The following is a 26,255-nucleotide window of genomic DNA, read 5'->3' as shown; positions in this document are numbered from 1 at the left end:
CTAAGAACCTGTTTGCGATCTGTAGCGAGCGAGCCTCAGCGGGGCGAAGAGTAGCGCAAAAAGCGGAATGTACACTAGGACATGAGCATTTTGAGCAACACATGAGCCTCGATCACGCTCGCGCAGTAAGATCGGAAACAGGTTCTGAGGGATGGCGGTGATTAGCCCATATGCAAACCACCATTGATGGAGAAGTCTGAGCCAGTAGCATAACCACCTTCATCAGATGCAATCCAGGCAACAATAGAGGCAATTTCTTCAGGCTCAGCCAGACGCTTGACGGGGATACCAGCAACAATTTTTTCCAATACATCAGGACGTATAGCCTTGACCATGTCAGTACCAACATAGCCCGGGGAAACCGTATTGACAGTCACACCCTTGGTCGCCACTTCCTGCGCCAGGGCCATGGAGAATCCATGAATGCCAGCTTTAGCAGTAGAGTAATTAGTTTGTCCAAACTGACCTTTTTGACCATTAACAGAGGAAATATTGATGATACGCCCCCAACCGCGGTCTACCATACCATCGATGACTTGCTTGGTGACGTTGAACAGGGAATTCAGATTGGTATCCATGACTGCATCCCAATCTCCCTTGCTCATCTTGCGGAACTGGCCGTCACGGGTGATGCCAGCATTATTCACCAGCACATCCACTTCACCAATTTCTGCCCTGACCTTTTCAAAAGCTGCTCTGGTTGATTCCCAATCCGACACATTTCCTTCAGAAGCGTGAATATCCAGGCCTTCAGCACGCATATCTGCCAGCCATTTATCTTTACGGGCTGAATTAGGGCCACAACCAGCAACTACTGTATAACCATCTCTGCACAAACGTCTGCAAATTGGAGTTCCAATACCACCCATACCACCAGTTACATAAGCAACACGTTTTGACATATTTGTTCTCCTAATTGAAATTTTTATTACTTAACAACAAACCTTCAATCTGCTCTTACCTTCACGTAACGCCCTGGTGCAGCTTCAATCGCCGGGAAATCTGCATTACCAGGGATCGTTGGTATTTTTACCATTTTACCACCATGTTCCGCCAAAAAGGCCGACCATTCTGGCCACCAGCTACCTGGGTGTTCGGTAGCGCTTGCCAGCCAACTTTCTGAATCCAGGCCAGTTTGCTCATTGGTCCAGTAACTTCTTTTTTTCTTGGCCGGAGGATTGACCACACCAGCGATATGGCCAGAAGCACCCAGTACAAAACGGTTCCTGTTTTTATGACGGGGATTTAGCAAAGCCGTGGAAGCGTAAGCTGCCTGCCAAGGGACAATATGATCTTCACGGGAACCATAGACAAAGCAAGGCGCGTCTATTTTGCCGAGATCAACCTTGCTGCCTGCCACTGTCAACGCACCTGGCTGCTTGAGCTTGTTTTCCAGATAGGTATTGCGCAGATACCAGCAAAACATGGGGCCAGGCAAGTTGGTGCTATCTGCATTCCAATACAAGAGATCAAATGGTGGCGGTGCTTCACCCTTGAGGTAATTTGACTGAACATAATTCCAGACCAAGTCATTCGCTCGCAGGCTGGAGAACGTACTAGCCAGGTCTTTACCAGGCAAAATCCCGCGGCTACCTATTGTTTGCTCACGCATCTTGACTTGCATTTCGTCGACGAACACATCCAGCACACCAGTCTGTGTAAAGTCGAGCAAAGTGGTCAATAAGGTCAAGCTACTGGCCGGATGTTCGCCACGTGCCGCCAATACTGACAAGGCTGTAGAAACAATCGTGCCGCCTACGCAAAAGCCGAATGTATTGATCTTGTCTTGCTTGCTGATCTTTTGCACGACCTTGATAGCCTGTATGGCACCATCTTCGATATAGTCATTCCAGCTGACTTCAGCCATGCTTTCGTCCGGATTTGCCCATGACACCAGGAAAACTGTATGCCCCTGATCAACTGCATAACGCACAACCGAGTTCTCAGGTTGCAAATCCAGGATATAGAATTTATTGATGCAAGGTGGCACCATCAGCAACGGGCGCTGATGAACAGTCTTGGTGGTTGGCTGATATTGAATCAATTGGAACAAACGGTTTTCATACACCACCGTGCCAGCTGAGGTAGCGACATTCTTACCGACTTCAAAGGCAGATTCATCTGTCTGGGAGATGCGGCCTTTTTGCATGTCGGCCAGCATTTGGGTAATGCCCTTGGCCAGGCTCTCGCCTTTACTCTCTATCAGTTTGCTTTGCGCTTCTGGATTGGTGACCAGAAAATTAGCCGGCGACATGGCATCAATCATTTGCTGCACTGCAAAACCGATTTTCTGTTTTGTCTTGATTGGCGCCTGAACAGACTCAGCCATGGCCATCAAAAATCGCGCATTCAAAAGATAAGAAGCCGCACTATAAGAGTGCATGGCATGGTTATGCCAGTCCGGGGCAGAAAAACGCCTGTCATTCAAATCAGGAATTTTGGATATGGCAAAGTCTTGCCATAGCTTGCCAAACTCTTGCATATACTCCGTTTGCAAGCGCGTCATTGTGGCTTGGTCTATCTGCGCCCCCAAATCCTTCAGCATGTCTGCCGCCGGCATAGGGTTCATCGTTGCGGCAGGTTTCATCCACTCCTGCCATATATCTTGATTCACTAGCTGTGACATCCACTCGGAGTACATAGCTTGAGGATCGAAAGTCTTCATGCGTGCCTCCTGATTTTCGCGTATCGTTTCGAAATAATTTTAAGCTTTCTTTCCCTGATTAATGAGGCCGCAATACAATTCCCGTTATTGCAAATGCCCACCCAATACTCACAATAATAAATAAGGTCTTTTTATGTATATCGTCGCAATCGCCTGGATTTATGTCGTACTGATGATGTCAATCACAGAGCACTCTGTTATTGCAGGCATCATGACTTTCCTCTTGTATTGCGTTTTTCCTTTAACAATAGTTTTATACCTGATGCGTACACCACAGCGCAAGCGTGAACAACGGGAAAAACAAGCTGCACTGCAAAAACAATCTGGAACTCCAACAGTTTCAGGTGACCATCAACAAGCAGAAACAAAAGCAGATTAATCCAAACATTTTGTTAATTTGGTGCTATCCAGATCAGGCTGGCCATTCTTCCGGTAACTCTGTCACGGCGATAAGAATAAAATTCCGCAACTTCGGTCACCGTACAGCGGTCACCACCAGCAACCTGACTAAGGCCTACGTCATTGAGCAATTTTCTTGCCAGCCCATACAGATCAGCCAGATATTTTTCCGAACCATCCTGGCTGGCTTCCGCTTCAAAATAAGCCTGCACATCAGGAACCTGCGCAGCAAAAACATCCAATACATCGCGCCCAACCTCAAATTCTTGCGGCCCTATCGCCGGACCAAGCCAGGCGATAATTTCTTGCGCACCCTTGGCACGCATGGCTGTCACAGTATTTTGTAACACTCCTGATGCCAAACCACGCCAGCCCGCATGCGCTGCTGCAACCACCTTACCAGAAACGTCAGTGAATAAGACGGGTAAACAATCCGCAGTTAACACTGCGCAGACCTGGCCAACTTGCGTACTGAGCACGGCATCGCCGATATTGCCAGCAGCGAGATCAGCCGCATCAAGTATTATATTGCCATGCACTTGTGATAAGAATATGACATCTGAAGGCAATAGCAGATTTAATTTATCCCGATTATGTTTTACTGCGACCGGGTTGTCGTTGACATGGTCACCGAGATTGAGGCCAGCGCTGCCGGCCGCTTCTCCATAGGGACCATTGCTGAACCCGCCGTGACGGGTAGTGGTGAACGCCCGCACGGCGGCGGGCGCATGCTGCCAGTTGGGCAGCACTACCGGGAAAGGAGCAAGTGCAGTTAGGACCTTGCTGTCCGATTTCATACTGTCTGTATGCCAGCCTGCAGCAGCAATGCTGCGAAGTCATCAGCCAACGGGATTTCCCACTCCACATGCTCACCTGTGGTCGGGTGCGTCAAACCCAGCTTGCGCGCTTGCAATGCCTGGCGATTAAAGAAACGCGCCAGATGCTGCTTGCCATACAAAGGATCGCCAACCAAAGGAAAACCTAATGACAACATATGCACACGTATCTGATGAGTGCGACCAGTTTCGAGTTGGCAGGCCACCAGACTGACAGGAAATTTTTCCAGCATACCAGCTGCTACACGCTGGAAATGCGTGACTGCTGGTTTGGCGAGCATGCTTTGTGAAACTGCCATCTTGATGCGATCACGCGGATGTCTGGCCATAGGCGCATCTACTGTACCTGACAAATTAGGTGTACCCCATACCAGCGCATTATATTCACGTTTGACTGTCCTGTCCTGCAACTGGCGCACCAGTTCAGTATGGGCAATCAGGGTTTTTGCGACGACCATCAGGCCCGAGGTATCTTTATCCAGCCTATGGACGATGCCGGCACGCGGCACGCCCAGCAAAGCAGGCCAGCGATACAGTAAGCCATTCAGCAAAGTACCTGACCAGTTACCAGCTGCCGGGTGCACTACCATATCAGCCGGTTTATTGATGACTAGAATGTCATCATCTTCATACACCACGTTCAAAGCGATGTCTTCAGGCGCATAAGCACCTTCGTCAGGCGCTGCTTGCGGCTCAATAATGATTTTTTCATCACCCAACATGGTCATTTTGCCACGACCTGGTTTGCCATCAACACTGACAAAGCCTGCCTCTATCCATTGCTGGATGCGACTTCTGGAATATTGGGGAACCAGTTTGGACAAAGTCTTGTCCAAACGCTCACCACAGGCTTCTGATGTGAGCTTTAATTCTATGTTTTCGACTACCGGCGAAAAATCTTCGTCCGCTTCGGCGCTATCATTCAGCTCTTCAAATTCAGTCTCCAGGTCGGAATCTGACAAAATCACTGTAGTAGTTTGTTTCACATTTTTTGCCATCGGCTATAATCCGTAAATTGTTTTCATGCTCACGCACAAATTTATGCACATTAAATCTTTGAAATTGCTGGTTCTGGCTGTTGCCGCGTCCTTAAGTTTAAGCGGCTGCGGGGTGTTTGGCGAAAAAGGCGATGAGACCAGAACCTGGTCAGCATCAAAATTATACGCTGAAGCAAAAGACGAAATGTCTAGTGGGAGCTATGAAAGAGCAGTTCAGTACTTTGAAAAGCTGGAATCTCGCTTTCCTTTTGGTACGTATGCACAACAAGCTCAAATGGAAACTGCCTACGCTTATTACAAGCAAGGCGATCAAGCCCAGGCATTGGCGGCAGTTGAACGTTTCATCAAGTTGCACCCAAATCATAGCCACGTAGACTATATGTACTATTTGCGCGGCGTCATCAATTTCAATGACCAGGTCGGTTTATTGAATTTCTTGGCCAATCAGGATATTACTGAACGCGACCCAAAAGCCTCCCGCGACTCTTTTGACGCCTTCAAACAACTGGCAACCCAGTTCCCAGACAGTAAGTATACGCCAGACGCGATCTTGCGCATGAAATATCTGGTGAATGCCCTGGCACAATACGACGTGCACGTGGCACGCTATTATTTGCGCCGCGGTGCCTACCTGGCAGCGGCCAACCGCGCCCAGGCAGCAATCAAGGAATATCCAGATGCACCTTCCATTGAAGAAGCGATGTTTATCCTGATACGCTCTTACGATGCCATGGGTATGACAGAGTTGCGCGATGACGCCAACAGAGTATTCCTGCAAAACTTCCCGAAAAGTGACTACCTGACAGGCAAAGGTAAGGCAAACACCGCATGGTGGAAATTCTGGTAGATCCGCAAATTTCTGCATCCACCAGCTCGACTGACGGTCTGGTGGATGTTGATTTTGCATCTTAATCTTCAATTTTTCGGCGAAATACCCAGCTGAGCTTGGTCGATTCTTCTTCGCAATAGGTATACCCCTCCTCGGAAAAGGCTTTCAAGTCTTCGACCTTGCGTATCGCATGCTGCGCACTATACTTGGCCATTAAGCCCCTGGCGCGTTTTGCATAGAAAGAAATGATTTTGTATTGACCATTCTTCCAATCCTTGAAAACTGGAGAGATCACTGGTGCGCCCAATAAAGCTGGTTTGACAGCTTTAAAGTACTCATCCGAAGCCAGATTCACCAAATTCTTGGATTTTTGTTGCTGAATAACATCACTCAATAACAAACTTATTTTATCTCCCCAAAAGGCATATAAATTTTTACCGTGAACGTTATTGAGTCTTGTTCCCATTTCCAGGCGGTATGCTTGCAAGGCATCAAACGGCCTCAACAAACCGTACAAACCAGACAAAATGCGCACATGATTTTGTAAGTACTTTAACTGTGACGCAGTCAGGCTGGCAGCATTCAGCCCTTCGTAAACGTCCCCATTAAACGCGAAAACTGCCTGCTTGCTATTTAATGGCGTCGCTTGCACCTGCCAATCGGCAAAGCGTTGGACATTAAGTTGCGCCAGGGCCGGCGAAATGCCCATCAAGTCCGCCAATTGTTCGGGCTTATAGGTCCTCGCAATGGCTATCAGCTCGGCGGCTTCGTCCAAAAAATGGGGAGTGGTCACCGTTCTGGACTTTACAACTGTGTCAAAGTCCAGGCTCTTGGCTGGAGATAATACAATGAGCATAAATTGAATATAAATGACAAAAATGACCGACATCATACCTAAGCGCGTAGTGATTGACACCAATGTATGCCTGGATTTATTTGTATTCAAAGATTCCAGATGGTCTGTTTTGCTCCAGGGCCTCGGCAGTGGGCAGTTGCAGGCAATAACACGCGCAGACTGTCGCGATGAATGGATAGCTGTACTCAATTACCCCCACCTAGCGGCCAGACACGAAAACGCAACAGCGGTCACTGCTGTGTTTGATGCAAACATCAATTGCCTCTCGCCCGCTGACACCGGATGTAAACTCCCAGTCTGTAGTGACAAAGATGACCAGAAGTTCCTGGAAATTGCGCGCGACGCACAGGCAGATGTATTAATCACCAAAGACAAGGCTTTACTCAAGCTCGCCAGAAAAATGAAGCAAGCGGGAATGTTCAGGATAGAGACTCCAGAACAATTTTTGCGAACTTACGTAAAAGAATGTGACAAAACTGCATCGTGACCAACAAAAGGATGACAAATTTTATTACTCTGAGTTATTCTTCGGTAATGTCCTGCTACTATGAACGAGAGCAAAAAGCAGTCTTGTTCATGCATTAAATTAAACCCGAATTTATTGAAATTAAATTGGGAAAATGACCGGAGTCCATGCGGAATCTTAGTATCTGAATGGCAGCTACATCAGATAATTTCTGCATACTCTCGCTGACACACCATGACATTCGTGAATGTTTTACACAATGATCAATGCGATTATGGAGAACAAAGGACTATGACCGATTCAGCAGATGATCTGGACGCATTGTTTGAGGAAATGGCCAATCAGCGCCTGGAAACCAATGTAGCCACCGCGACTTCCGAAGAGACTCCGCCCGCCACGAGCAGCGCTTCACCATTGCAGGAAGCCCCTCCTGTCAAATTCAATCTTCATGGTGGCGACGCTGACTCTAGCCTACCAATGTTTGATCGTTTGGGCGGGCTGGTGAGAATGTTGCACGACTCCATGCGCGAGTTGGGCTATGACCGATCTCTGTCTGATGTCGCAGTACAAATCGCGGATGCTCAGGGCAGACTGGAATATGTCGCCACCCTGACCGAGCAGGCAGCCAACAAAGTCTTGAATGCAACAGACTTGGGCATGCCCGAACAAGATGAACTGGCAAAAAAAGCCAAATCCATGGACGCGCGCTGGACAGAATTATTCGATGGCAAACTCAGCGTTGAAGAATTCAAGTCTCTCGCAACCGACTCCAAAGCCTTTGCCAACGTTGTACTGACTGCTACAGATGCTGAAAAGGCGCGCCTGTTGGACATCATGATGGCGCAGGACTTTCAGGATCTGACTGGCCAGCTAATTAAAAAAGTGGTCGCCATCAATAAACGTGTGGAACACGAGCTTGCACAGATACTCCTGGATAATGCACCATCTGATCTGAAAGAAAAAGCAGTAGAATTGATGGAAGGCCCTTCCGTCCCGAACGCAGCTTTGGAACAGGATGATGTAGATAACCTACTTGATAGTCTGGGCTTCTAATGGATGACATGCTCAAAGAATTTGTCGTCGAAGCGCTCGATCTGGCGACCAATGTAGAAGAACATCTACTGTCACTCGAGCGCAATCCCGGCGACATGAATACGCTCAATGCCGTATTCCGGTCGTTCCATACAATCAAGGGTGGCGCAGGCTTCATGAATTTGAGCGCCATGGTGTCGGCATGCCACTTGACCGAAAATCTCTTCGACGCTTTGCGCACAGGCCAAGTACCTGTCACGCCAGAAGCCATAGAAGCAGCGCTTGAAGCCAGTGGCTTTGTAGCTGACCAGCTGACTGCGCTGAATAATGGTACTGAGCCGGACAAATTGTCCACCATGCCCAAGTCACTGGAAAAAATGTTGACTGATGCCATAGAAATGAAGGGTGTCAGCAAGAAACCAGCAGCAGCCAAAGCAAAAACGCCAGAAGCACCCAAAGCCGAAGTAAGAGCTGCAGCTCCGGAGGCTAAAAAAGCTGAAACCGGTGAAGTCGACTGGAATGCTTACTACCGTGCTGTGACGCCACCTGGCACCCTGCCCGAAGATGTAGTCGAGGCAGAAGCCGAGGAAGCACAGACAGAAGACGTACACGCTCCAACACCAAGAGAAGAAACAGAAGCTGTCAAATCTTCACTCTCTGGAGGAGAAGTCAAGCAAAATGCGCCTGCCAAAGAAGAAAGCATACGTATTGATGCGGTCAAGTTGAATGTCTTGCTCGAAGTTGCAGGCGAATCTGTGCAAGCCGCAAATCAGGCCGCTGTACTTCTGGAAAAACTCTCGCAATTCAAGTTTGATGGGCAAGCTGCGCCCTTGATGTCAGCTTTGACAGAGACACTGACCCGAGCATCTCGCTATTCAACCGAGTTGCAACGTGCCACACTTGCAACCCGCATGCAACCAGTGGGACGTTTGTTCCAGAAGTTCCCCAGATTGATCAGGGAACTGGCACGTGACCTCGGTAAAGAAGTAGACCTGAACATTGCTGGTGCCGAGACTGAAGTGGATCGTGTTGTCGTTGACAGCTTGTACGACCCGCTGGTGCATATGCTGCGCAATGCGCTTGATCATGGCATAGAAACCGCTGAAGAGCGCATCAATGCCAACAAGTCACCCCGCGCTACGATTTCATTGAAAGCCTGGCAGGAAGCCAGCAGCGTCATGATAGAAGTGACTGATGACGGCAAAGGCATGGATGCGCAAAGACTGCGTGATAAAGCCGTCTCCAAAGGCTTAATCAATATGCATGATGCCCGTACGGATGACGAAGCTTTCCAACTGGTGTTCTTGCCAGGCTTCTCTACCAAGGAAGTCGCATCCAGCGTATCTGGCCGCGGCGTAGGCATGGACGTGGTAAAAACCGCCGTTGAACGCCACCGTGGCGCGATACGAATTGCCTCTCAATTGGGATCAGGTACAACCTTTCTGATCCGTCTGCCGATTGAGCTGTCTATCGTACCGACCATGCTAGTTCGCACCGATGGTGCTTCACTGGCATTGCCAATGGCGACAGTACAGCGCGTGGTTGAATTACCAGAAACCTTTGAAAGCGTCGGTGGCCAACCAGTATTGCGTGATCTTGGCCGGCCTTTACCCGTCAAGTCACTAGGCAAGATACTGGGCTATACGCCAGCATCTGAAAGAGTTGGCATTGTCATTGCCGCCCCCAGCCCATACATCCTGTCTGTAGATGCGGTAGATGGCACAGCAGATCTGGTGATCAAGCCACTAACCTGCATCAGCACACCGGGCATTACCGGCACTGCCCGTTCTGCTGAAGGTGAGCTGGTCCTGGTAATCAGCCTGTCCTTCCTGATTGATGGTTGCAAGACAAGGGAACGCATTACCGCCTGAGTTGCAGTATTAATTTAAGTAGCAAAGCACCTGATAAACGCATTTTGGCCAAATCTGTCAAAATGCGTTTATTCTTTTTATAGCCATACGGCGCCTCATGACCACTCCCCCACTCTCTCTGCAGGATTTCGTGCTGGAGAATCAATTTGCTGATCTTCCTCCGCATTTCCATACCCATCTTTCCGCCAGCCCCATAGACAAGCCTTATCTGGTGGCAGCCAGCGCTGAAGTTACTGCGCAATTAAACCTGGATCAGGCCAGCCTGAATTCACCTGAATTTCTCGATTATTTTTCCGGCAACCAGGTCCTGCCGGGCAGCAAGCCTTTGGCAGCCGTATACTCGGGTCATCAGTTTGGTGTCTGGGCTGGTCAACTGGGTGACGGCCGCGCCTTGCTACTAGGTGGCAGGTCCCACGCTGACCAGCATCTGGAAATCCAGTTGAAAGGCGCAGGCATGACGCCTTATTCGCGCATGGGTGATGGGCGTGCAGTATTGCGCTCTTCCATACGCGAATTTTTATGTTCGGAAGCAATGGCGGCGTTGAGCATCCCCACTTCACGCGCACTGTGCGTTATCGGTTCAGACCAAATGGTTTTTCGCGAAACGCCAGAAAGCAGCGCCGTCGTCGCCCGTGTAGCACCCAGCTTTGTACGCTTTGGCTCTTTTGAACATTGGTATTACAACGACAGGATGGACGACCTGCGCTTGCTTGCCGATTATGTCATTGCACAGTCTTACCCTGAACTGCTGGCAGAAAATAATCCCTACCAGGTATTGCTTTCCACCGTCACCACACGCACGGCTGAATTGATGGCTCACTGGCAGGCTGTTGGCTTTATGCACGGGGTCATGAATACCGACAATATGTCCATCTTGGGTCAGACTTTGGACTATGGTCCTTTCGGCTTCATGGAAGCTTACGATGAAAAACACATTTGTAACCATACCGACCAGCAAGGGCGCTATTCCTACCGCATGCAACCAGCCATAGGCAACTGGAATTGCCAGGCTTTGGCGCAAGCTCTGTCCCCGCTCATAGGCAGCGTCGACGACACCAACGCTGCACTGAGCCATTATCCAGCCGTTTATCGACAGAAATGGACAGAACTCATGCATCAAAAGTTTGGCCTGAAGACAGATCACGAAGGTGATCTGGACTTATTCGCTGGCTTTTTCACTTTATTGCAAAGTAATCATGCCGACTTTACCCTGAGTTTCCGTCATTTAAGTAAGCTTTCAGATCATAAATCGACCAAGGATGAACTACTGCGTGATTTGTTTTTGGATAGAGATGGCCTGGACATGTGGCTGATTAATTATCGTGCTCGCCTGGCTATGGAACAAAGTGATGAACAGACTCGTCAAACCAGCATGTTGTCAGTCAATCCGAAATATATTTTAAGAAATTATCTTGCCCAAGTAGCGATAGAAAAAGCGCAAAAAAAGGATTTTTCAGAAGTCAGGAAATTATTGAATATTCTGGAAAACCCGTATGACGAACAAGTGGAACATGACGGCTATGCAGAATTGCCACCCGACTGGGCCAAACATCTGGAAGTCAGCTGTTCATCCTGATATGAAAAAGAATTTCAGAGGAAATTATGAGTAAAATCGTCAAATCGGATGCCGAGTGGAAAGCGCAGCTCAGCTCCATGGAGTATGAAGTCACCCGGCATGCAGCTACCGAACGTGCTTTCAGTGGCAAATTTTGGGACCACCATGAGGTCGGCACCTACACCTGTGTCTGTTGCAGCACCCCCTTATTCACTTCAGATGCTAAGTTTGATTCTGGCTGCGGATGGCCAAGTTACTTCAAAGCAATTAATCCAGCCTATGTGCGTGAGAAAATTGATACATCTCATGGCATGACGCGCACTGAGATATTGTGTAATATCTGCGACGCCCATCTGGGACATGTATTCCCGGATGGGCCACCACCTACGAGATTGCGGTATTGCATCAATTCCGCCTCCTTGAAATTTGACCCTGCAACCTAATTGTCTGTAAATGAAATTTCTCTTTGACATGTTTCCGGTAGTTTTATTTTTTGTCACCTTTAAATGGGGTGAGAGAAATCCTGCTACTGCACAATCCCTGGTATCCGATTATTTTTCCAGCGTAGTATCAGGAGGCGTAACAAGCGCCGAACTGGCCCCTATATTGTTGGCAACAGCGCTTACTCTGGTCGCATCCATATGCCAGATTGGCTACCTGGTCGTGCGTCGTAAAAAAGTCGATGCCATGTTGTGGATCTCCTTCATCATCATCATGGTGTTTGGTGGCGCGACCCTGTATTTCCAGAGCGAAGCCTTCATTAAATGGAAGCCCACCGTGCTGTACTGGTGTTACTTTGGTGCTTTTGCCCTGGCTCAGCTTGTTTTCAAGAAAAACCTGATTCAAATGGCAATGGGCGAGCAAATCAAACTGCCTGAGCAAATCTGGACACGCCTCAGCTATGCCTGGATGCTTTTCTTCTTGCTCATGGGATTCGTCAATCTGTATGTAGCGTTTAATTTCTCTACGGACACCTGGGCGAACTTCAAACTACTTGCTGTTGTTGCCATCATGCCAGCATTTATCATCATCCAAAGCCTGTTTTTAGCTAAATACATGGAAGAACCAGCACAATGACACGTCAGGAGAAAATATTAGCGCGCCTGACGGAAACCTTGCAGCCTGCGCAATGTCAACTAACAGATGACTCCGAAGCACATCGCGGCCATGCTGGTGCTGCCGGTGGCGCAGGTCATTACAGTGTAAGAATAGTTTGTCAGCAATTTGACGGATTAAACCGTATTTCCCGCCATCGACTAGTGTATGATGCCGTTGGCGATATGATGCAAACGGAAATTCATGCCCTCAATATTGTGGCATTAAGTCCGTCAGAGATAGCGACCTAAGCAGTTTATTTATAATCCGTTTTTTTTATTTTGTTATTTAGGAACAGACAATGACTTTTAAACCTGCTCATTTGCTGGTAGTACTTCTTGCAACTGCCCTCCCTGCAATGGCTCAAAATCTGGCTACGGTCAATGGCAAAGCAATCCCCGCCAGCCGCCTTGAAATATTAGTCAAACAAGTAACTGCTCAAGGACAACAGCAAGACAGCCCGCAATTGCGCGCCATGTTGAAGCAGGAACTGATTAACCGCGAAGTATTGATACAAGAAGCGGAAAAATCAGGATTAGCAAATAACGCTGAAGTAAAGCAAGCCATCGAAGCAAGCCGTCAATCCATACTGGTGCGCGCGCTGATGATAGAGCAATTGAAAAAGAGCCCTGTTAGCGATGCAGAAGTACAAGCCGAGTATGACAAGTTGAAAGCACAGGCTGGCGATAAAGAATATCACCTGTACCACATCTTGCTGGAGAAAGAAGATGACGCCAAAGCCGTTATCTCCAAACTGAAAGCCGGTGCCAAGTTCGAAGAACTTGCCAAGCAATCAAAAGATGCTGGCTCTGCTTCCAAAGGCGGCGACTTGGAATGGTCGACTCCTAATAACTGGGATCCAACTTTTGCAACAGCTGTAAAAGCCCTGCAAAAAGGTCAATTCACTGAAGCACCTGTGAAATCCCAAGCTGGCTTCCATATCATCAAACTGGATGATACCCGTACTGCAAAGTTTCCTACCGTAGAAGAAGTCAAACCTCAGTTTGTAGAAGGTTTGCAGCAGCAGCGCGTCCAGGCATATCAGCAAGCACTGATCAAAAAAGCCAAGATACAGTGATTCCATCTAGCTCTGCTTGATAAAAAAGGAGGTGCATATGCACCTCTTTTTTGCTTTCCACACCATGCTATTGGTATTTGCCAATTATGCTGTTCAACTTGCCATTACGCTGCAACTCAGCCAGCCCCTTATCCAATTGCTCGATGATTTGTGCTGCCTGTGGGTGCTCTTTGCTGACGCCGAAATGCAAAGGGTACTTTTCTGTCTGCGGCAGACTGAGTATTTTATAAGTACTCATATCCAGAGGCAAAAGGCTCAGGCGCGCAAATCCCCACAATACTTCCTGCATATCCACCACGATGTCGCAATGGCCGCGCTCTATCTTGCGCATCAGACTAGTATAACTGGTCGCCCCACTCTCAATCGCCGATGCGGGCAGTTTAGTGTAAAAAGTGGATGAGCCGTGCAACGAACATACTTTGTATTTTTCCAGATCACTGAGCGCTTGCAGGGGTGGTTGCGGGAAGCGCCTGGCAGAATACAGGTAGGACGGTGTGAGGCTGTGATAACTACGAGAAAAGAGGTAAATCTTCTCGCGTTCGGGATTCTTGAATATCGACATTACGATATCAAAACCCTCACGTGCCTGCACTTCAAACAGGCAACGCGCCCAGGGTCTGAGCTCTATCTTGGGATCGGCAAAGATACTTCGCATCACATCGGCGGACAGCCCCTCAACAGCCGCCCCAGCCACCTTGACATAAGACATGGGTGGCCAGTTACCGTCACCACCGCAGGCACGCAAACGCTCTGCTGCTGCAGTAGCATGCAAGGCAAACAACAACGTAAAGAATAACAAATATTGCATTTATCTAGAGAAGTTTCCCTGACGATTCATTATAGGGAAAGCTGCGCCTCCCAACGCATTCATATTAATCCAAATGTAAAGCAACTTCACAAGACATGGATTAAATAAAACGGGCGAAATCATTTCCATGATTTCGCCCTGTAGTCTGCGCCTTCAAAAACCTAACTAACAAATACCCGTGCATTACGGAACATGCGCATCCACGGAGAATCTTCGCCCCAACCATCTGGATGCCATGAATGCAACACGGAGCGGAACACACGTTCTGCATGCGGCATCAACACGGTAAAGCGACCGTCTTCATTGGTGACCGATGTAATGCCCTGCGGCGAACCATTTGGATTGTAAGGATAAGCTTCCGTTGCCAGGCCGGCATTATTAATAAAGCGCATGGCAACCTGTGCCCTGGCAATATCACCCGTCGTTGAGAAGTCAGCAAAACCTTCGCCATGGGCAATCGCGATAGGTGTTTGAGTGCCAGCCATACCTTGGAAGAAGATGGAAGCAGACTCAGCCACCTCCACCATGGCAAAACGGCCCTCGAATTGTTCAGACTTATTCTTAGTGAATTTGGGCCAAGCATGCGCACCAGGGATGATGGATTTCAGATTACTCATCATCTGGCAACCATTACAGATACCCAAGCCAAAAGTATCGTCGCGATGGAAAAATTGCGAGAACTGATCAGACATCATGGCATTGAACAGAATAGTTTTTGCCCAGCCTTCACCTGCCCCAAGTACGTCACCATAAGAGAAGCCACCAACGGCGATCAAACCCTTGAAGTCAGTCAGTTTTGCGCGACCAGCAATCAAGTCACTCATGTGTACGTCAACTGCCTCAAAACCGGACTTGTGCATGACATAAGCAGTTTCTATATGCGAATTCACGCCCTGCTCACGCAGGATGGCAACCTTCGGGCGCACGCCAGTCGCAATGAATGGCGCTGCCACGTCTTGCTGCGGATCGAAACTTAGCTTGGGCTGCATGCCTGGATCATTGGCATCGATGATGCGTGCATATTCGGCATCAGCACCTGCCGGGTTGTCGCGCAGACGGGCGATTTGCCAACTGGTTTTACTCCACAACTGGTGCAAGGCAGTTCTCGGTTGAGTATAGATTTGCTTGGCATCGCGGGTAAATTCTATGACGCCACTATTGTTTGGCTTGCCGATGATATGGCTGCAGGCACCAAGATTAAAGCTGCGCAAGACGTCCATGACTTCTGAACGTTGTTCAGTGCGCACTTGTATCACGGCACCCAGCTCTTCATTGAACAAGGCGCGCAATGTCATGTCATTACGACGTTCAGACACCTGGCTGGCCCAGTTCTTGGCATCACCCTGGTCTGCCGCATGCTCGCTATCCATGGTCAGGATATCGAGATTGACGGACAAGCCAGCGCGACCAGCAAAAGCCATTTCACACAGACTGGCGTACAGGCCACCGTCAGAGCGGTCATGGTAAGCCAGCAATTTGTCTTCTCTATTCAACTGCTGGATAGCAGCAAAGAAAGCTTTCAAGTCTTCAGCACTATCGACATCAGGCGCGTCGTTGCCCAACTGCTGCATGACTTGCGCGAAGCAGGACGCACCAAGGCGATTCTTACCACGACCCAAATCGATCAAAATTAGGCTGGTATCGCCCAAATCCAGACGTATCTGCGGTGTCAGCGACTTGCGCACGTCATAGACTGGCGAGAAAGCAGAAATAATCAGCGATACTGGCGAAGTCACCGCCTTACTTCCTCCTTCATCCTTCCAGGTAGTACGCATGGACAGAGAATCTTTACCGACCGGGATACTAATGCCCAGTGCTGGACATAATTCCATGCCGACTGCTTTTACAGTATCAAACAAGGCAGCATCCTGGCCAGGCTGGCCGCAGGCCGCCATCCAGTTGGCCGACAATTTGATGTCCGAAATATCCTTGATTGGTGCAGCAGCGATATTGGTGATTGCTTCACCGACTGCCATACGGCCCGATGCCGCAGCATCAATCACGGCCAGCGGTGTACGCTCACCCATGGACATTGCTTCACCCAGATAGCCTTCCAGGCTCATGGTCGTCACGGCACAATCTGCTACTGGCACTTGCCATGGCCCCACCATCTGGTCACGCACTGAAGTCGCACCAACTGTGCGGTCACCAATGGTGATCAGGAAGGACTTGTCCGCGACTGTGGGCAGGCTCAGCACGCGTTCAGCAGCAACTTGCAGATCGATGCCTGTCAAATCAATTTTAGGGAAGTCATTGCTGACATGGGTAACATCCCTATGCATCTTGGGTGGTTTGCCCAGCAAGACATTCATAGGCATATCCACCGGTGAGGTGTCGTTTAGCGGATCGATGACGCGCAACTGGCGTTCTTCAGTCGCGGTACCAACCACGGCAAACGGGCAACGCTCACGTTCGCAGAAATGGCGGAACAGCTCCAGGCTTTCCGGTGCAATACCCAGGACATATCGCTCCTGCGATTCATTGCTCCAGATTTCTTTCGGGGCCATGCCGCTTTCTTCCAGCGGCACTTTGCGCAAATCAAACAAGGCGCCACGTTTGGCATCATTAGTGATTTCCGGGAAGGCATTCGACAGGCCGCCGGCACCTACGTCATGAATGGACAAGACAGGATTATCATCGCCCAACTGCCAGCAGGAATTGATGACCTCCTGAGCACGACGCTCCATCTCAGGATTACCACGTTGCACAGAATCAAAATCCAGATCCGCCGTGTTAGTACCTGTCGCCATCGAAGAAGCCGCACTACCGCCCATGCCTATGCGCATGCCGGGGCCACCCAGTTGTATCAACAGACTGCCTACTGGCAAATCATTCTTTTTGGTGTGCCTGTCCGAAATATTGCCGATACCACCAGCAATCATGATGGGCTTATGATAGCCATACACCGTGCCACCGACGTTTTGCTCGAAGGTCCGGAAATAACCACCAAGAACAGGACGACCAAATTCATTATTGAAAGCCGCGCCACCCAAAGGGCCCTCTATCATGATTTGTAGCGGTGAAGCAATGCGGTCTGGCTTGCCGTAGGCATTCGCATCGACTTTTGCAGTCAAGCTGTCACCAGCATTTTCCCAGGCCTGGCGTGCGCCTGGCAACATCAGGTTGGATACAGTAAAGCCGGTCAGGCCCGCTTTTGGACGGGCACCACGACCGGTCGCACCCTCATCGCGAATTTCACCACCAGCGCCAGTAGAAGCGCCTGAGAATGGAGAAATGGCGGTTGGGTGATTATGCGTTTCCACCTTCATCAGGGTATGCGTCAGTTCTTCTGTGACCTGATAGACCTGACCCTTACCAGAAGGGAAGAAACGATTGACCACCGCACCTTCCATGATGGAAGAATTATCGCTATAGGCAACGATGGTGCCCTTAGGTTGAAGCTCGTGGGTATTCTTGATCATCTGGAACAGGGATTTATCCTGTTTCTGACCATCGATAGTCCAGTCTGCATTGAAAATCTTGTGACGACAATGTTCGCTGTTTGCTTGGGCAAACATCATCAGTTCAACGTCAGTAGGATTACGTTTCGCTATGGTGAAGGCATCAACCAGATAATCAATCTCATCATCAGATAAGGCCAGACCCAGTTCAGTATTGGCTTGCAACAGGGCAGCCTTGCCACCATGCAATACATCAACATGCTCCAGATCTTTAGCAACCAGTTCAGAGAACAGCGCCTGTGCTTGCTGCGCATCGGACAGCACCATTTCTGTCATGCGATCATGCAAAAGTGCGGCTACTTGCTCACGGCTGCCATCAGCGAGTTTCTTGGCACCACCGAGCAATCCAGTCTTTACCTGCACATAGTAGATAATGCCGCGTTCGAGACGATGGATATGCGTCATACCGCAATTGTGGACGATATCTGTGGCCTTGCTGGCCCATGGAGAGATCGTGCCAAAGCGCGGAATGACAACAAACACATCCCCTTCACTACTAGCGGCAAATGCATCGCCATACACCAGCAAAGCATTCAGGCGATCAGCGTCTTCCTTGACCAGTTCAGATGTAGTATCGACAAAATGAACATAGCGACCACTGACGCCAACAATATTGGCATCGACAGCTTGTAAGCGAGAAAGAAGACCGGAGGTACGAAAAGCAGACAGGGCGTTGGAGCCTGGCAATATCAACATGGTGAGCGAGGTAGTTGAAGCAATGTACACAAAACCTGCCGTGCACAAGTGCTGGTTGGATCAGAAAGCGTGATTATACCTTGATGACCTACCCGACTCCAGACGCCAGCAGGAAGAAATTGTCTTGTCAGCCAAACTCAATTCATAAACAGGGTGCTACGACCAATTTTTTTACTGTTTTTGAATTTTGATACATATTTTTTATCAATAAAACTAGGCATATCCTCGTCTAGCACAATCAGGCTAACCAATTGTTGGTCTGTAATCTTGTCGAAAATCATGTCTGAAATAACAATATTATTTTTGTGCAATTTATTACCCCAGAACAAATCACTACTTCGACTTTCAACTACCCTCACTGGCTGCCTCAAATAAAATGGCAGAGAAGACTGATGTTCAAAGACTCTAAACAAAAACACTTCGCGCTTGATTTTCATTGCAGACAATTCCGCTACCAGGGGTTGGGTCGATGTCCATTGCGCTGCCGCCTGCAGGACACCAATCAATCCAACCAGAATCAGCGCAGGCAATGCCGCAAAAGGGAAAATCCCTAAGCGTGGCAAACGCCACACGATAAGCGCGACGCATAGACTTACTATGCACGCAGAAATCATAAATGCCTGAAAAAATTGCATGCTTTGCATACCGAAGACAAGCAAAGAAGAAAATTGAGACGTACCTTGCTTGCTTGCCAGCCAAGCGAGCGCCCCAAACAATAGCGCCATGACCAAGCCAACCAGCCCCCTGCCCCATGCTCGCCCAAATTGCCTGTCTTCCAGGGCTATTGCAAGTTGCAGGGCGACGAGAGGCATGACTACGACGAGGTAGTAGTTCGCTTTGGCACTGGATACAGAAAAGAACAGCACTGGCATGATCCATGCACATGCCAGGAAAATATGCAGCATTCTTTGACATGGATTCCTGGTTTTGACAAACAAAAGCACCGGCAAAAAGAAAGACCAGGGAAAAAGATAAATCACCATCCGAGGCAAGTAATACCACCAGGCACCAGCATAATAATCATGCGGCTCACGCTTACCCAAAAAACGCAGCACATGTTCATTGATAAAATAAAACCAGGCAAATATAGGCTCAGCTAGTATCGCAGCAATATGCCAGGGCAAGGCTATCAGCAAGAAAATACCTAGTGCCTTAGGATTAAACCAGGCAATAATTCTTTTTAGAAAATCTGACACCGAACTGGAAAACAGCGCGGTGTAGGTGAAGGTGACGGCAACAAATAAAATAATCGCCACAAAACCCTTGGCCAACAACGCAAAAGCTAGCAAGCCCAAAGACCAATTGAGTTTTTCCCTGGCCCCAGATCGACTAAATAAATAGCCATTCATCACAGCGCCCGTAAAAAACACTGTCAAGAGCATATCGAACATCAGGGTGCGCGACATGGCCATGACGCCAAAGCCAGTAATAAACATTAATGCAGCTAGTCTGGCAGCAGTAACCCGCTCAATCTGCCGACCAAACCATAGAATCATAGCCACACATGAGAGTGCTGAAAATGCTGGTACTAGTCGGGCAGACCATTCATTTTCACCAAAAATAGCAAAGGAAATCGCTGTCAACCAATATAACAGGGGTGGCTTCTCCATATACGCCAAGCCATTAAGATGAGGGATGATCCAATGGCGCCAATCCCCTGATGCCAGCATTTCCCTTGGAATTTCCGCGTAAAGACCTTCATTATTGTCCAGTATAGGGTAACAGCCCAGACCATAAGCCAAAAAGAAGAACGTCACTGACCACACCAGCCAGACCGGTATGCTTGTTTGATGCACTTCAATTTCAGCTTGTACAGCACTCATGTTGGTAAAGAATGATTCCCTAAGGACAATTCAAAGAGAGAATTGGCGAATTTTTTTCAAGTAGCGAACTGTATCCATTCTTGATGAATAAAGCAAAAAAAAGACAAGCAATATGCTTGTCTTTTTGGAGGTGTACAGTTTATTCAGGCTACGGATGCAACATTTTTTGCCCACACCAAGGCCGCCATGTGTGCCGCATTCAGGTCCGGTGGAGTAATCTTCAAAGATTCAGCCAAAGAACCAACCAACATGCTATTCAATTCACATGCCTCAGCCAGCGCCAGGAATGGGCCGTAAGTGCCGCCGCGAGATATTAGCGCCTCGGTAACAACCTCAGGCAATTGTATGGATGACAGCACTTCTTCCATAGGAATGCCCAAGAGCCTGTCCAACAAAGAGAACATGCCCGCCACAAACAGATTTTCCGCTTCACTCTTGGACATTTTGCTTTGCCCCAGAATCTCGGCAAGACGACCACGAACGATGGCAGTCTCCAACAATACCGGGGAATAACCACTGGTACTGGCAGTAGCCAACAACAGTGTCAGCCATCGATACAAGGGACTATAGCCCAGCATCTGGACCGCATGCTTCAAGGATTGCACTTCAGAACGCAAACCAAAACCAGCAGAATTAATGTAACGCAAAAGCTTATACGCCAGAGTCGCATCGCGCTTGACTACTGCTTCTAGCTGCTGGATGTCCGCATTTTTTCTAACCATTTCCATTAATTGCAAAATAGTCGTTTGCGAGGTATTTAAAGTTTTGGGTGCAGTGCTTGGCCTTGGTGTCAAATGCAGTTTACCGACAAAGCTATCCAGTCCCAATGCTGAGCAAGCGTCAAAATCCTGCCAGGCAGTGATATCGCGCGCCACCATACGGACAGTTGACTGCTTCAGAGCTGCATACACCTTGGCCTGAGATGCAAAATTGGACGCGTTCAATTTAACTTCGAGATGGGTAATTTGTGCAAAATAAGCGCGCTCCAGCGTAGTTACTTCAGCGCCGCGCAAACATATGCCATAACCAAGTTGGCGCAATTCTGTCACTGCCGCCAGTGTTTCAGGATCAGCAAAATATTTTTTATGAAGTATCAATACGGTATTCTTGGCAGGAAGAAGTTTCAAGCCCTCTGCATGCAATAACTCAGGTACCGCTTCCAGGAACAGCAGGCTATCACCGAGCAAGAAACCTTTGTCGTCATCATGCAATTGCACAGCAACAAACTCAAGCAAAGCACTCAGGCTTTCCGTGCTTGCTTCTGCATTCTGATCTGGCTGCTGCCAGGAAATTTGAAAACCAATAACTCTCTGCTTAGGATCGAGTAAGGGTTCTCTTACGATGAAGCTTTCTTCTATCATCTTAGTATTATTTATGTTGGATTAATATGATTGAAAAATTCAGCCTCCAAGGCTACCACGCAAATCATCAAGTTAATTCTGATTTAAAGCAGCCCGGAATTGCGTTGTCGATTAATGTGCGTGCCATTCAAGACGGCTCCTGCAATCTACTCATTTACTGTCAGTTGCCATCATCAAGCACCCAATAAATCGTGCATTGAATTGCTAACAACATGATGGATGCCTACACGGTTATTTCCATTATTTTGGCAGCAGAACCAAGGCGACAATATACATCCGGCGCATCTCCGGCGAAATGTTTTGCCCATTTACAAAATGGCAAAATTATTACGCAACAACCTGACGATACACCCTGTTCTGTCTGGGAGATTTTTTGCTTGAGTATCTGGATTGATACACTGACTCATTTTCCTCTCCAGGCAAAACTGATTGTCCTGCTATTTACCAAGTTTTTCGAAAATCTTCGTCAGTTTTTCATCCAGAGTGGCTGCAGTGAATGGCTTCACCACATAACCATTGGCACCCGCCTGGGCAGCAGCAATGATATTTTCTTTTTTGGCTTCAGCAGTCACCATCAATACCGGCATTTTTGATAAAGCTGGATCTGCACGGATATGCTGCAACATCGTCAGTCCATCCATGTTAGGCATATTCCAGTCTGAAATGACGAAATCGAAATCACCATTCTTGAGTTTTGCCAGTCCCATTGCACCGTCTTCGGCTTCATCGACATTGGAATATCCCAATTCTTTCAGCAAATTCCGCACTATGCGACGCATAGTAGAAAAGTCGTCGACTACTAAAAATTTGAGATTTTGATCGGCCATGAATTACTCCACTATTTCTTTAAGGACAGTTATTAGCATTATCGGACAAATTGAGATAAAACGGTGCTGAAATTACTGTAACACATTAAATTCTATCAAAACGTCACACCCTCAAGGCTCTACTGCCATGCGTTGCAAGATAATGCAGCACCTTTGCGGGCAATTCATTCAAAGGGCCAACCTCATGTGTCGCGCCAATTGCAATTGCTTCTCGCGGCATACCAAATACTACACAACTTGCCTCATCTTGGGCAAAATTGTATGCGCCGGCGTTTTTCATTTCCAGCATTCCAGCCGCACCGTCTTTACCCATACCAGTCAAAATCACCCCAACAGCATTCTTACCTGCATAAGTTGCAGCAGATCTGAACAAGACATCTACCGAAGGCCTGTGGCGATTTACCGGCTCTCCCTGGTCGAGTTGTGTCACATAGTTGGCTCCACTACGCCCCAACAACAAATGAGAATGACCTGGAGCGATGTAGGCATGACCAGGCAAGACACGCTCACCACCTGCTGCCTCAGACACTGAAATCTTGCACAAACCATCCAGACGCTTTGCAAATGAGCGTGTAAAGCCTTCCGGCATATGCTGAGTGATCAGTATTCCCGGGCAGTCAGAAGGCATCTGCACCAGGAAATTTTTTATCGCCTCAGTTCCTCCTGTAGACGCGCCAATAATAATGAGTTTCTCACTACTGGTCAGTGGATTGCGCACCTGTGGCAATACACCAACAGTTGCCTGCGAAGAACCTGCCAATGGTACACTCCTTGGCCTAATTCTGGCCTTGGAGGCGATTCTAACCTTGTCGGCAATAAGCTCAGTATATTCCCGCATGCCACTTTGTATGGACAGTTTGGGTTTGGTGACAAAGTCAACCGCCCCCAATTCCAGCGCGCGCATAGTGATCTCCGAGCCTCGCTCAGTCAAAGAAGATACCATGATGACAGGCATGGGCCGCAAGCGCATCAAACGTTCAAGGAAATCCAAACCGTCCATTTTTGGCATTTCCACATCCAAAGTCAGCACATCTGGATTAGTCTGCTTGATCAATTCGCGCGCAACCAATGGATCAGGTGCCACGCCGACCACTTCCATGTCTGGCTGACTACTGATAATCTCGCTCATGACACTTCGTATCAACGCAGAGTCATCGACAATTAATACTTTTATTTTCATTCAAAATTACTCCGTGTGCTGTCCAGATACTGACACCACACCTTAATTAACTAGAACAAATCCACTTCACCACCAACTGAAGTCGTTTTGAGCCTGCTGGCATAATCCTGCTCACGCCTTCTGAGGGTATCGTTATGTTCCACTTTGAGTTTCTTGACCAAAACCTTGCCAGTCCGAGGAAAAAAATAAACTTTGCGCGGATAAATATCATTCAAATCCTCAGCAATGACGCGCATTCTCTCTGCACGCAAATAGTCGAGCACGAATTTCGCATTGCGCTCACCGACATTGATCGCTGTAAAGCCGCGCAAGACATTGCCACCACCAAATACCTTCGCCTCCATATTTTCTCGCTTGGCACCAGCCTTTAGCAATTCATTGATCAGTACTTCCATGGCATAGGTTCCATAACGCATGGATGCTGACACTGGGTTATCTGCATCACCACCAGAATCGGGCAACATGAAGTGATTCATTCCGCCCACGCCTGACACACGATCGCGTATGCATGCAGAAACACAAGATCCCAAAACAGTCACGATCAGCATGTCCTTGTTAGTGAAATAAAATTCACCAGGCAATATTTTGGCAGCATCACAATCGAAAGTTCGGTCGTAATAGACGTTCGTTGCAAAATGCTCTTCACTTAGCTGGCTCATGGATTACCCTTTTGCAAATGGCGCAATGTCGGTCTGGTGCCTGAAGAATGGGATTTAGCCAGTTCATAGACCGTCTTGCCTCTCAACTTGAAATCATCCGAGACATACAGAAAATTCTCTGAATGACCCGCGAACAAGAGGCCATCCGGCTTCATCAAGGGAACAAATTTCTTCAAAATTTTGCCTTGCGTTGGTTTGTCAAAATATATCATGACATTCCGACAAAAAATTGCATCAAACTCACCGTTCAAAGGCCAATTATCTTCCAATAAGTTCAATTGCTTAAATGTGATCAAATCCCTCAATTCGGGCCGCACCCTGACCAAGCCATCTTGCGCACCTTTGCCTTTAAGAAAAAATTTGCGTGTTCTCTCTGCAGACAATTTCTCTATGCGATCCAAGTTATAGACCCCTCGCGAGGCTGTTTCGAGCACATTGGTATCTATATCCGTTGCAATAATATGGGCAGGGGGACGCAGCGTTCCAAATGCCTCACAAAGCGTCATGGCAATAGAGTAAGGCTCCTCCCCTGTCGAACTGGCTGAGCACCAGATATTTACTGTTTCATGCTTTTTTGCAATATGTTCAGCAAGGATAGGGAAATGATGCTCTTCCCTGAAAAACGAAGTCAGATTGGTTGTCAACGCATTCGTAAACGCCTCCCATTCAGACTCAATTTGATGACTTTCCAAACCATCAAGATATTCAGAAAACGAACTGATGCCCGTCGCCCGCAAACGACGCGCCAAGCGGCTATACACCATTTCCTGCTTACTATCAGCCAATGAAATGCCGGCTCTTTTATAAATCAAGTCTCTGACACGGTCAAAATCTCTTGAGTTAAATGAAAACTCTTTTGAAGTATCCGACCTGGTTTTATCGATGGATTTTGTCATTCAATGCTTTCCTAAACTTTCCCCATCCTGTTTCAGAGACGAAAGCTGATTTCAAATAAAAATCCAGACAACCAATATCTACACAGGCATTTTGCCAGACTAAAAAATATTTGCTGTTAATTAAGTTAAACTAAATCCGTGATTCACAACACTTTAATAAGCTGATGCAAGTCTTAGCAATATGAGTCAAACACCAATTTTGCATAATTACCATCATCCTGCAGCTGTCAAAACTCTTCCCAGTCGTCTTGCTTTCCTGCATCGACTGCGGGCTTACTAGCTCTGGCACCAGCACCAGAAGTACCTGCTGGTGCTGCTCTTGGCAATGCTTTTAGCTCAGATCTGGCAGGTGCAGCAGGTTTGCTCACTGCTTTGCTGACCACTGGTTTTGACTGGTGTGAGACATGCCCTCCAGCAATGTTCAGCTTGAACACGCTTACTGCCTGGGCCAGTGCGACAGCCTGTTCTTCCATGCTTTCTGCCGCAGCCGCCGCCTGTTCAACCAGGGCTGCATTCTGTTGCGTCATTTCATCCATTTGCGTAATCGCCAGGTTCACTTGTTCTATACCTGAACTTTGTTCCTGGCTGGCTGCGGTGATCTCGCTCATGATGTCGGCCACATGCTGGACACTGGTGACAATTTCATCCATGGTCTTGCCAGCCTCATCTACCAGCTTACTACCCTGATCGACTTTGTCTACTGAATCACTGATGAGCGATTTGATTTCTTTCGCAGCACTGGCACTACGCTGCGCCAGGTTGCGCACTTCTGCCGCCACCACGGCAAAGCCGCGGCCCTGCTCACCTGCCCTGGCGGCCTCCACTGCCGCATTCAAGGCCAGGATATTGGTCTGGAAGGCGATA

24 protein-coding genes are annotated in these 26,255 nt (G+C 48.2%); 10 read left to right on the top strand and 14 right to left on the bottom strand.

Annotated elements, in window-relative coordinates; genetic code table 11:
- Positions 1-161 precede the first annotated feature (161 nt).
- Positions 162-902 (bottom strand): 3-ketoacyl-ACP reductase, encoded by a 741-nt coding sequence (locus tag Q8K39_RS09570; RefSeq protein ID WP_305259703.1) that lies wholly within the window; start codon positions 900-902, stop codon positions 162-164.
- Positions 903-946: 44 nt separating this feature from the next.
- Entirely contained in the window at positions 947-2,665 is a 1,719-nt protein-coding gene (phaC, locus tag Q8K39_RS09565; RefSeq protein ID WP_305259701.1) for a class I poly(R)-hydroxyalkanoic acid synthase, read from the bottom strand.
- A gap of 133 nt (positions 2,666-2,798) precedes the next feature.
- On the opposite strand from phaC, the gene Q8K39_RS09560 reads away from it, so the two are divergent.
- Positions 2,799-3,044: a hypothetical protein gene (locus tag Q8K39_RS09560; protein WP_186951590.1), complete on the top strand. Its 246-nt coding sequence runs from the start codon at positions 2,799-2,801 to the stop codon at positions 3,042-3,044.
- 13 nt (positions 3,045-3,057) lie between these two features.
- On the opposite strand, the gene pgeF is transcribed toward Q8K39_RS09560, so the two are convergent.
- Positions 3,058-3,861 (bottom strand): peptidoglycan editing factor PgeF, encoded by an 804-nt coding sequence (gene pgeF, locus Q8K39_RS09555; protein WP_305259698.1) that lies wholly within the window; start codon positions 3,859-3,861, stop codon positions 3,058-3,060.
- Positions 3,858-4,898 (bottom strand): RluA family pseudouridine synthase, encoded by a 1,041-nt coding sequence (locus Q8K39_RS09550; protein WP_370868586.1) that lies wholly within the window; start codon positions 4,896-4,898, stop codon positions 3,858-3,860. Before Q8K39_RS09550 ends, pgeF begins: the two co-directional genes overlap by 4 nt.
- A gap of 43 nt (positions 4,899-4,941) precedes the next feature.
- Here Q8K39_RS09550 and Q8K39_RS09545 point away from each other — a divergent pair, with 43 nt between their 5' ends.
- Positions 4,942-5,745 carry an outer membrane protein assembly factor BamD gene (locus Q8K39_RS09545; RefSeq protein WP_186951593.1) on the top strand — a complete coding sequence of 268 codons (804 nt, stop codon included), beginning with the start codon at positions 4,942-4,944 and terminating at the stop codon, positions 5,743-5,745.
- Between the two features lie 61 nt (positions 5,746-5,806).
- On the opposite strand, the gene yaaA is transcribed toward Q8K39_RS09545, so the two are convergent.
- The gene (yaaA, locus tag Q8K39_RS09540; protein WP_305260308.1) at positions 5,807-6,583 is read right to left on the bottom strand and encodes a peroxide stress protein YaaA; all 777 of its coding nucleotides are present in this window, start codon (positions 6,581-6,583) and stop codon (positions 5,807-5,809) included.
- 13 nt (positions 6,584-6,596) lie between these two features.
- Between yaaA and Q8K39_RS09535 the strand changes: the two genes are divergently transcribed.
- From Q8K39_RS09535 to Q8K39_RS09500, 8 genes are all read left to right on the top strand, one after another.
- Positions 6,597-7,070 carry a putative toxin-antitoxin system toxin component, PIN family gene (locus Q8K39_RS09535; RefSeq protein WP_305259693.1) on the top strand — a complete coding sequence of 158 codons (474 nt, stop codon included), beginning with the start codon at positions 6,597-6,599 and terminating at the stop codon, positions 7,068-7,070.
- A 270-nt stretch (positions 7,071-7,340) separates the two neighbouring features.
- On the top strand, positions 7,341-8,102 hold the full coding sequence (locus Q8K39_RS09530; RefSeq protein ID WP_305259691.1) for a protein phosphatase CheZ: 762 nt from the start codon (positions 7,341-7,343) through the stop codon (positions 8,100-8,102).
- Positions 8,102-9,952, top strand: a complete 1,851-nt coding sequence (locus Q8K39_RS09525; RefSeq protein WP_305259690.1) for a chemotaxis protein CheA — start codon at positions 8,102-8,104, stop codon at positions 9,950-9,952. The genes Q8K39_RS09530 and Q8K39_RS09525 overlap by 1 nt, the downstream gene beginning before the upstream one ends.
- A gap of 97 nt (positions 9,953-10,049) precedes the next feature.
- The gene (locus Q8K39_RS09520; protein WP_305259689.1) at positions 10,050-11,528 is read left to right on the top strand and encodes a YdiU family protein; all 1,479 of its coding nucleotides are present in this window, start codon (positions 10,050-10,052) and stop codon (positions 11,526-11,528) included.
- A 26-nt stretch (positions 11,529-11,554) separates the two neighbouring features.
- Complete coding sequence (msrB, locus tag Q8K39_RS09515) at positions 11,555-11,950, top strand: peptide-methionine (R)-S-oxide reductase MsrB (RefSeq protein WP_222616372.1); 396 nt, start codon at positions 11,555-11,557, stop codon at positions 11,948-11,950.
- 10 nt (positions 11,951-11,960) lie between these two features.
- Positions 11,961-12,584 (top strand): septation protein A, encoded by a 624-nt coding sequence (locus Q8K39_RS09510; protein ID WP_186951598.1) that lies wholly within the window; start codon positions 11,961-11,963, stop codon positions 12,582-12,584.
- A complete protein-coding gene (locus Q8K39_RS09505; protein ID WP_186951599.1) occupies positions 12,581-12,853 on the top strand; it encodes a BolA family transcriptional regulator in 273 nt (90 codons plus the stop codon). The genes Q8K39_RS09510 and Q8K39_RS09505 overlap by 4 nt, the downstream gene beginning before the upstream one ends.
- 50 nt (positions 12,854-12,903) lie before the next feature.
- Positions 12,904-13,680: a peptidylprolyl isomerase gene (locus Q8K39_RS09500; RefSeq protein WP_305259687.1), complete on the top strand. Its 777-nt coding sequence runs from the start codon at positions 12,904-12,906 to the stop codon at positions 13,678-13,680.
- A 67-nt stretch (positions 13,681-13,747) separates the two neighbouring features.
- Here the strand turns inward: Q8K39_RS09500 and Q8K39_RS09495 are convergent, their stop codons facing one another.
- The 9 genes from Q8K39_RS09495 to Q8K39_RS09455 all read right to left on the bottom strand — a co-directional run.
- Entirely contained in the window at positions 13,748-14,488 is a 741-nt protein-coding gene (locus Q8K39_RS09495; RefSeq protein WP_305259685.1) for an ABC transporter substrate-binding protein, read from the bottom strand.
- 161 nt (positions 14,489-14,649) lie between these two features.
- Positions 14,650-18,645, bottom strand: a complete 3,996-nt coding sequence (gene purL / locus Q8K39_RS09490; protein WP_305260305.1) for a phosphoribosylformylglycinamidine synthase — start codon at positions 18,643-18,645, stop codon at positions 14,650-14,652.
- Between the two features lie 137 nt (positions 18,646-18,782).
- On the bottom strand, positions 18,783-20,468 hold the full coding sequence (locus Q8K39_RS09485) for a phospholipid carrier-dependent glycosyltransferase (RefSeq protein WP_186951603.1): 1,686 nt from the start codon (positions 20,466-20,468) through the stop codon (positions 18,783-18,785).
- 143 nt (positions 20,469-20,611) lie between these two features.
- Positions 20,612-21,829 (bottom strand): EAL and HDOD domain-containing protein, encoded by a 1,218-nt coding sequence (locus tag Q8K39_RS09480; protein ID WP_186951604.1) that lies wholly within the window; start codon positions 21,827-21,829, stop codon positions 20,612-20,614.
- 437 nt (positions 21,830-22,266) lie between these two features.
- Positions 22,267-22,656 carry a chemotaxis response regulator CheY gene (cheY, locus tag Q8K39_RS09475; protein WP_110253727.1) on the bottom strand — a complete coding sequence of 130 codons (390 nt, stop codon included), beginning with the start codon at positions 22,654-22,656 and terminating at the stop codon, positions 22,267-22,269.
- A gap of 103 nt (positions 22,657-22,759) precedes the next feature.
- The gene (locus tag Q8K39_RS09470) at positions 22,760-23,836 is read right to left on the bottom strand and encodes a chemotaxis response regulator protein-glutamate methylesterase (RefSeq protein WP_186951605.1); all 1,077 of its coding nucleotides are present in this window, start codon (positions 23,834-23,836) and stop codon (positions 22,760-22,762) included.
- A 50-nt stretch (positions 23,837-23,886) separates the two neighbouring features.
- Positions 23,887-24,495 carry a chemoreceptor glutamine deamidase CheD gene (cheD, locus tag Q8K39_RS09465; protein WP_186951606.1) on the bottom strand — a complete coding sequence of 203 codons (609 nt, stop codon included), beginning with the start codon at positions 24,493-24,495 and terminating at the stop codon, positions 23,887-23,889.
- The gene (locus tag Q8K39_RS09460; protein WP_186951607.1) at positions 24,492-25,391 is read right to left on the bottom strand and encodes a CheR family methyltransferase; all 900 of its coding nucleotides are present in this window, start codon (positions 25,389-25,391) and stop codon (positions 24,492-24,494) included. The genes cheD and Q8K39_RS09460 overlap by 4 nt, the downstream gene beginning before the upstream one ends.
- Positions 25,392-25,618: 227 nt before the next feature.
- A partial coding sequence (locus Q8K39_RS09455) for a methyl-accepting chemotaxis protein (RefSeq protein ID WP_305259674.1) occupies positions 25,619-26,255 on the bottom strand: 637 nt, incomplete at its 5' end.

Origin of the sequence: Undibacterium sp., from assembly GCF_030683615.1 — a bacterium.
GTDB classification, from domain to species: domain Bacteria; phylum Pseudomonadota; class Gammaproteobacteria; order Burkholderiales; family Burkholderiaceae_D; genus Undibacterium; species Undibacterium umbellatum.
Note: the sequence above shows the minus strand (reverse complement) of the source record. Positions and strands in the feature narration are given on the sequence as shown.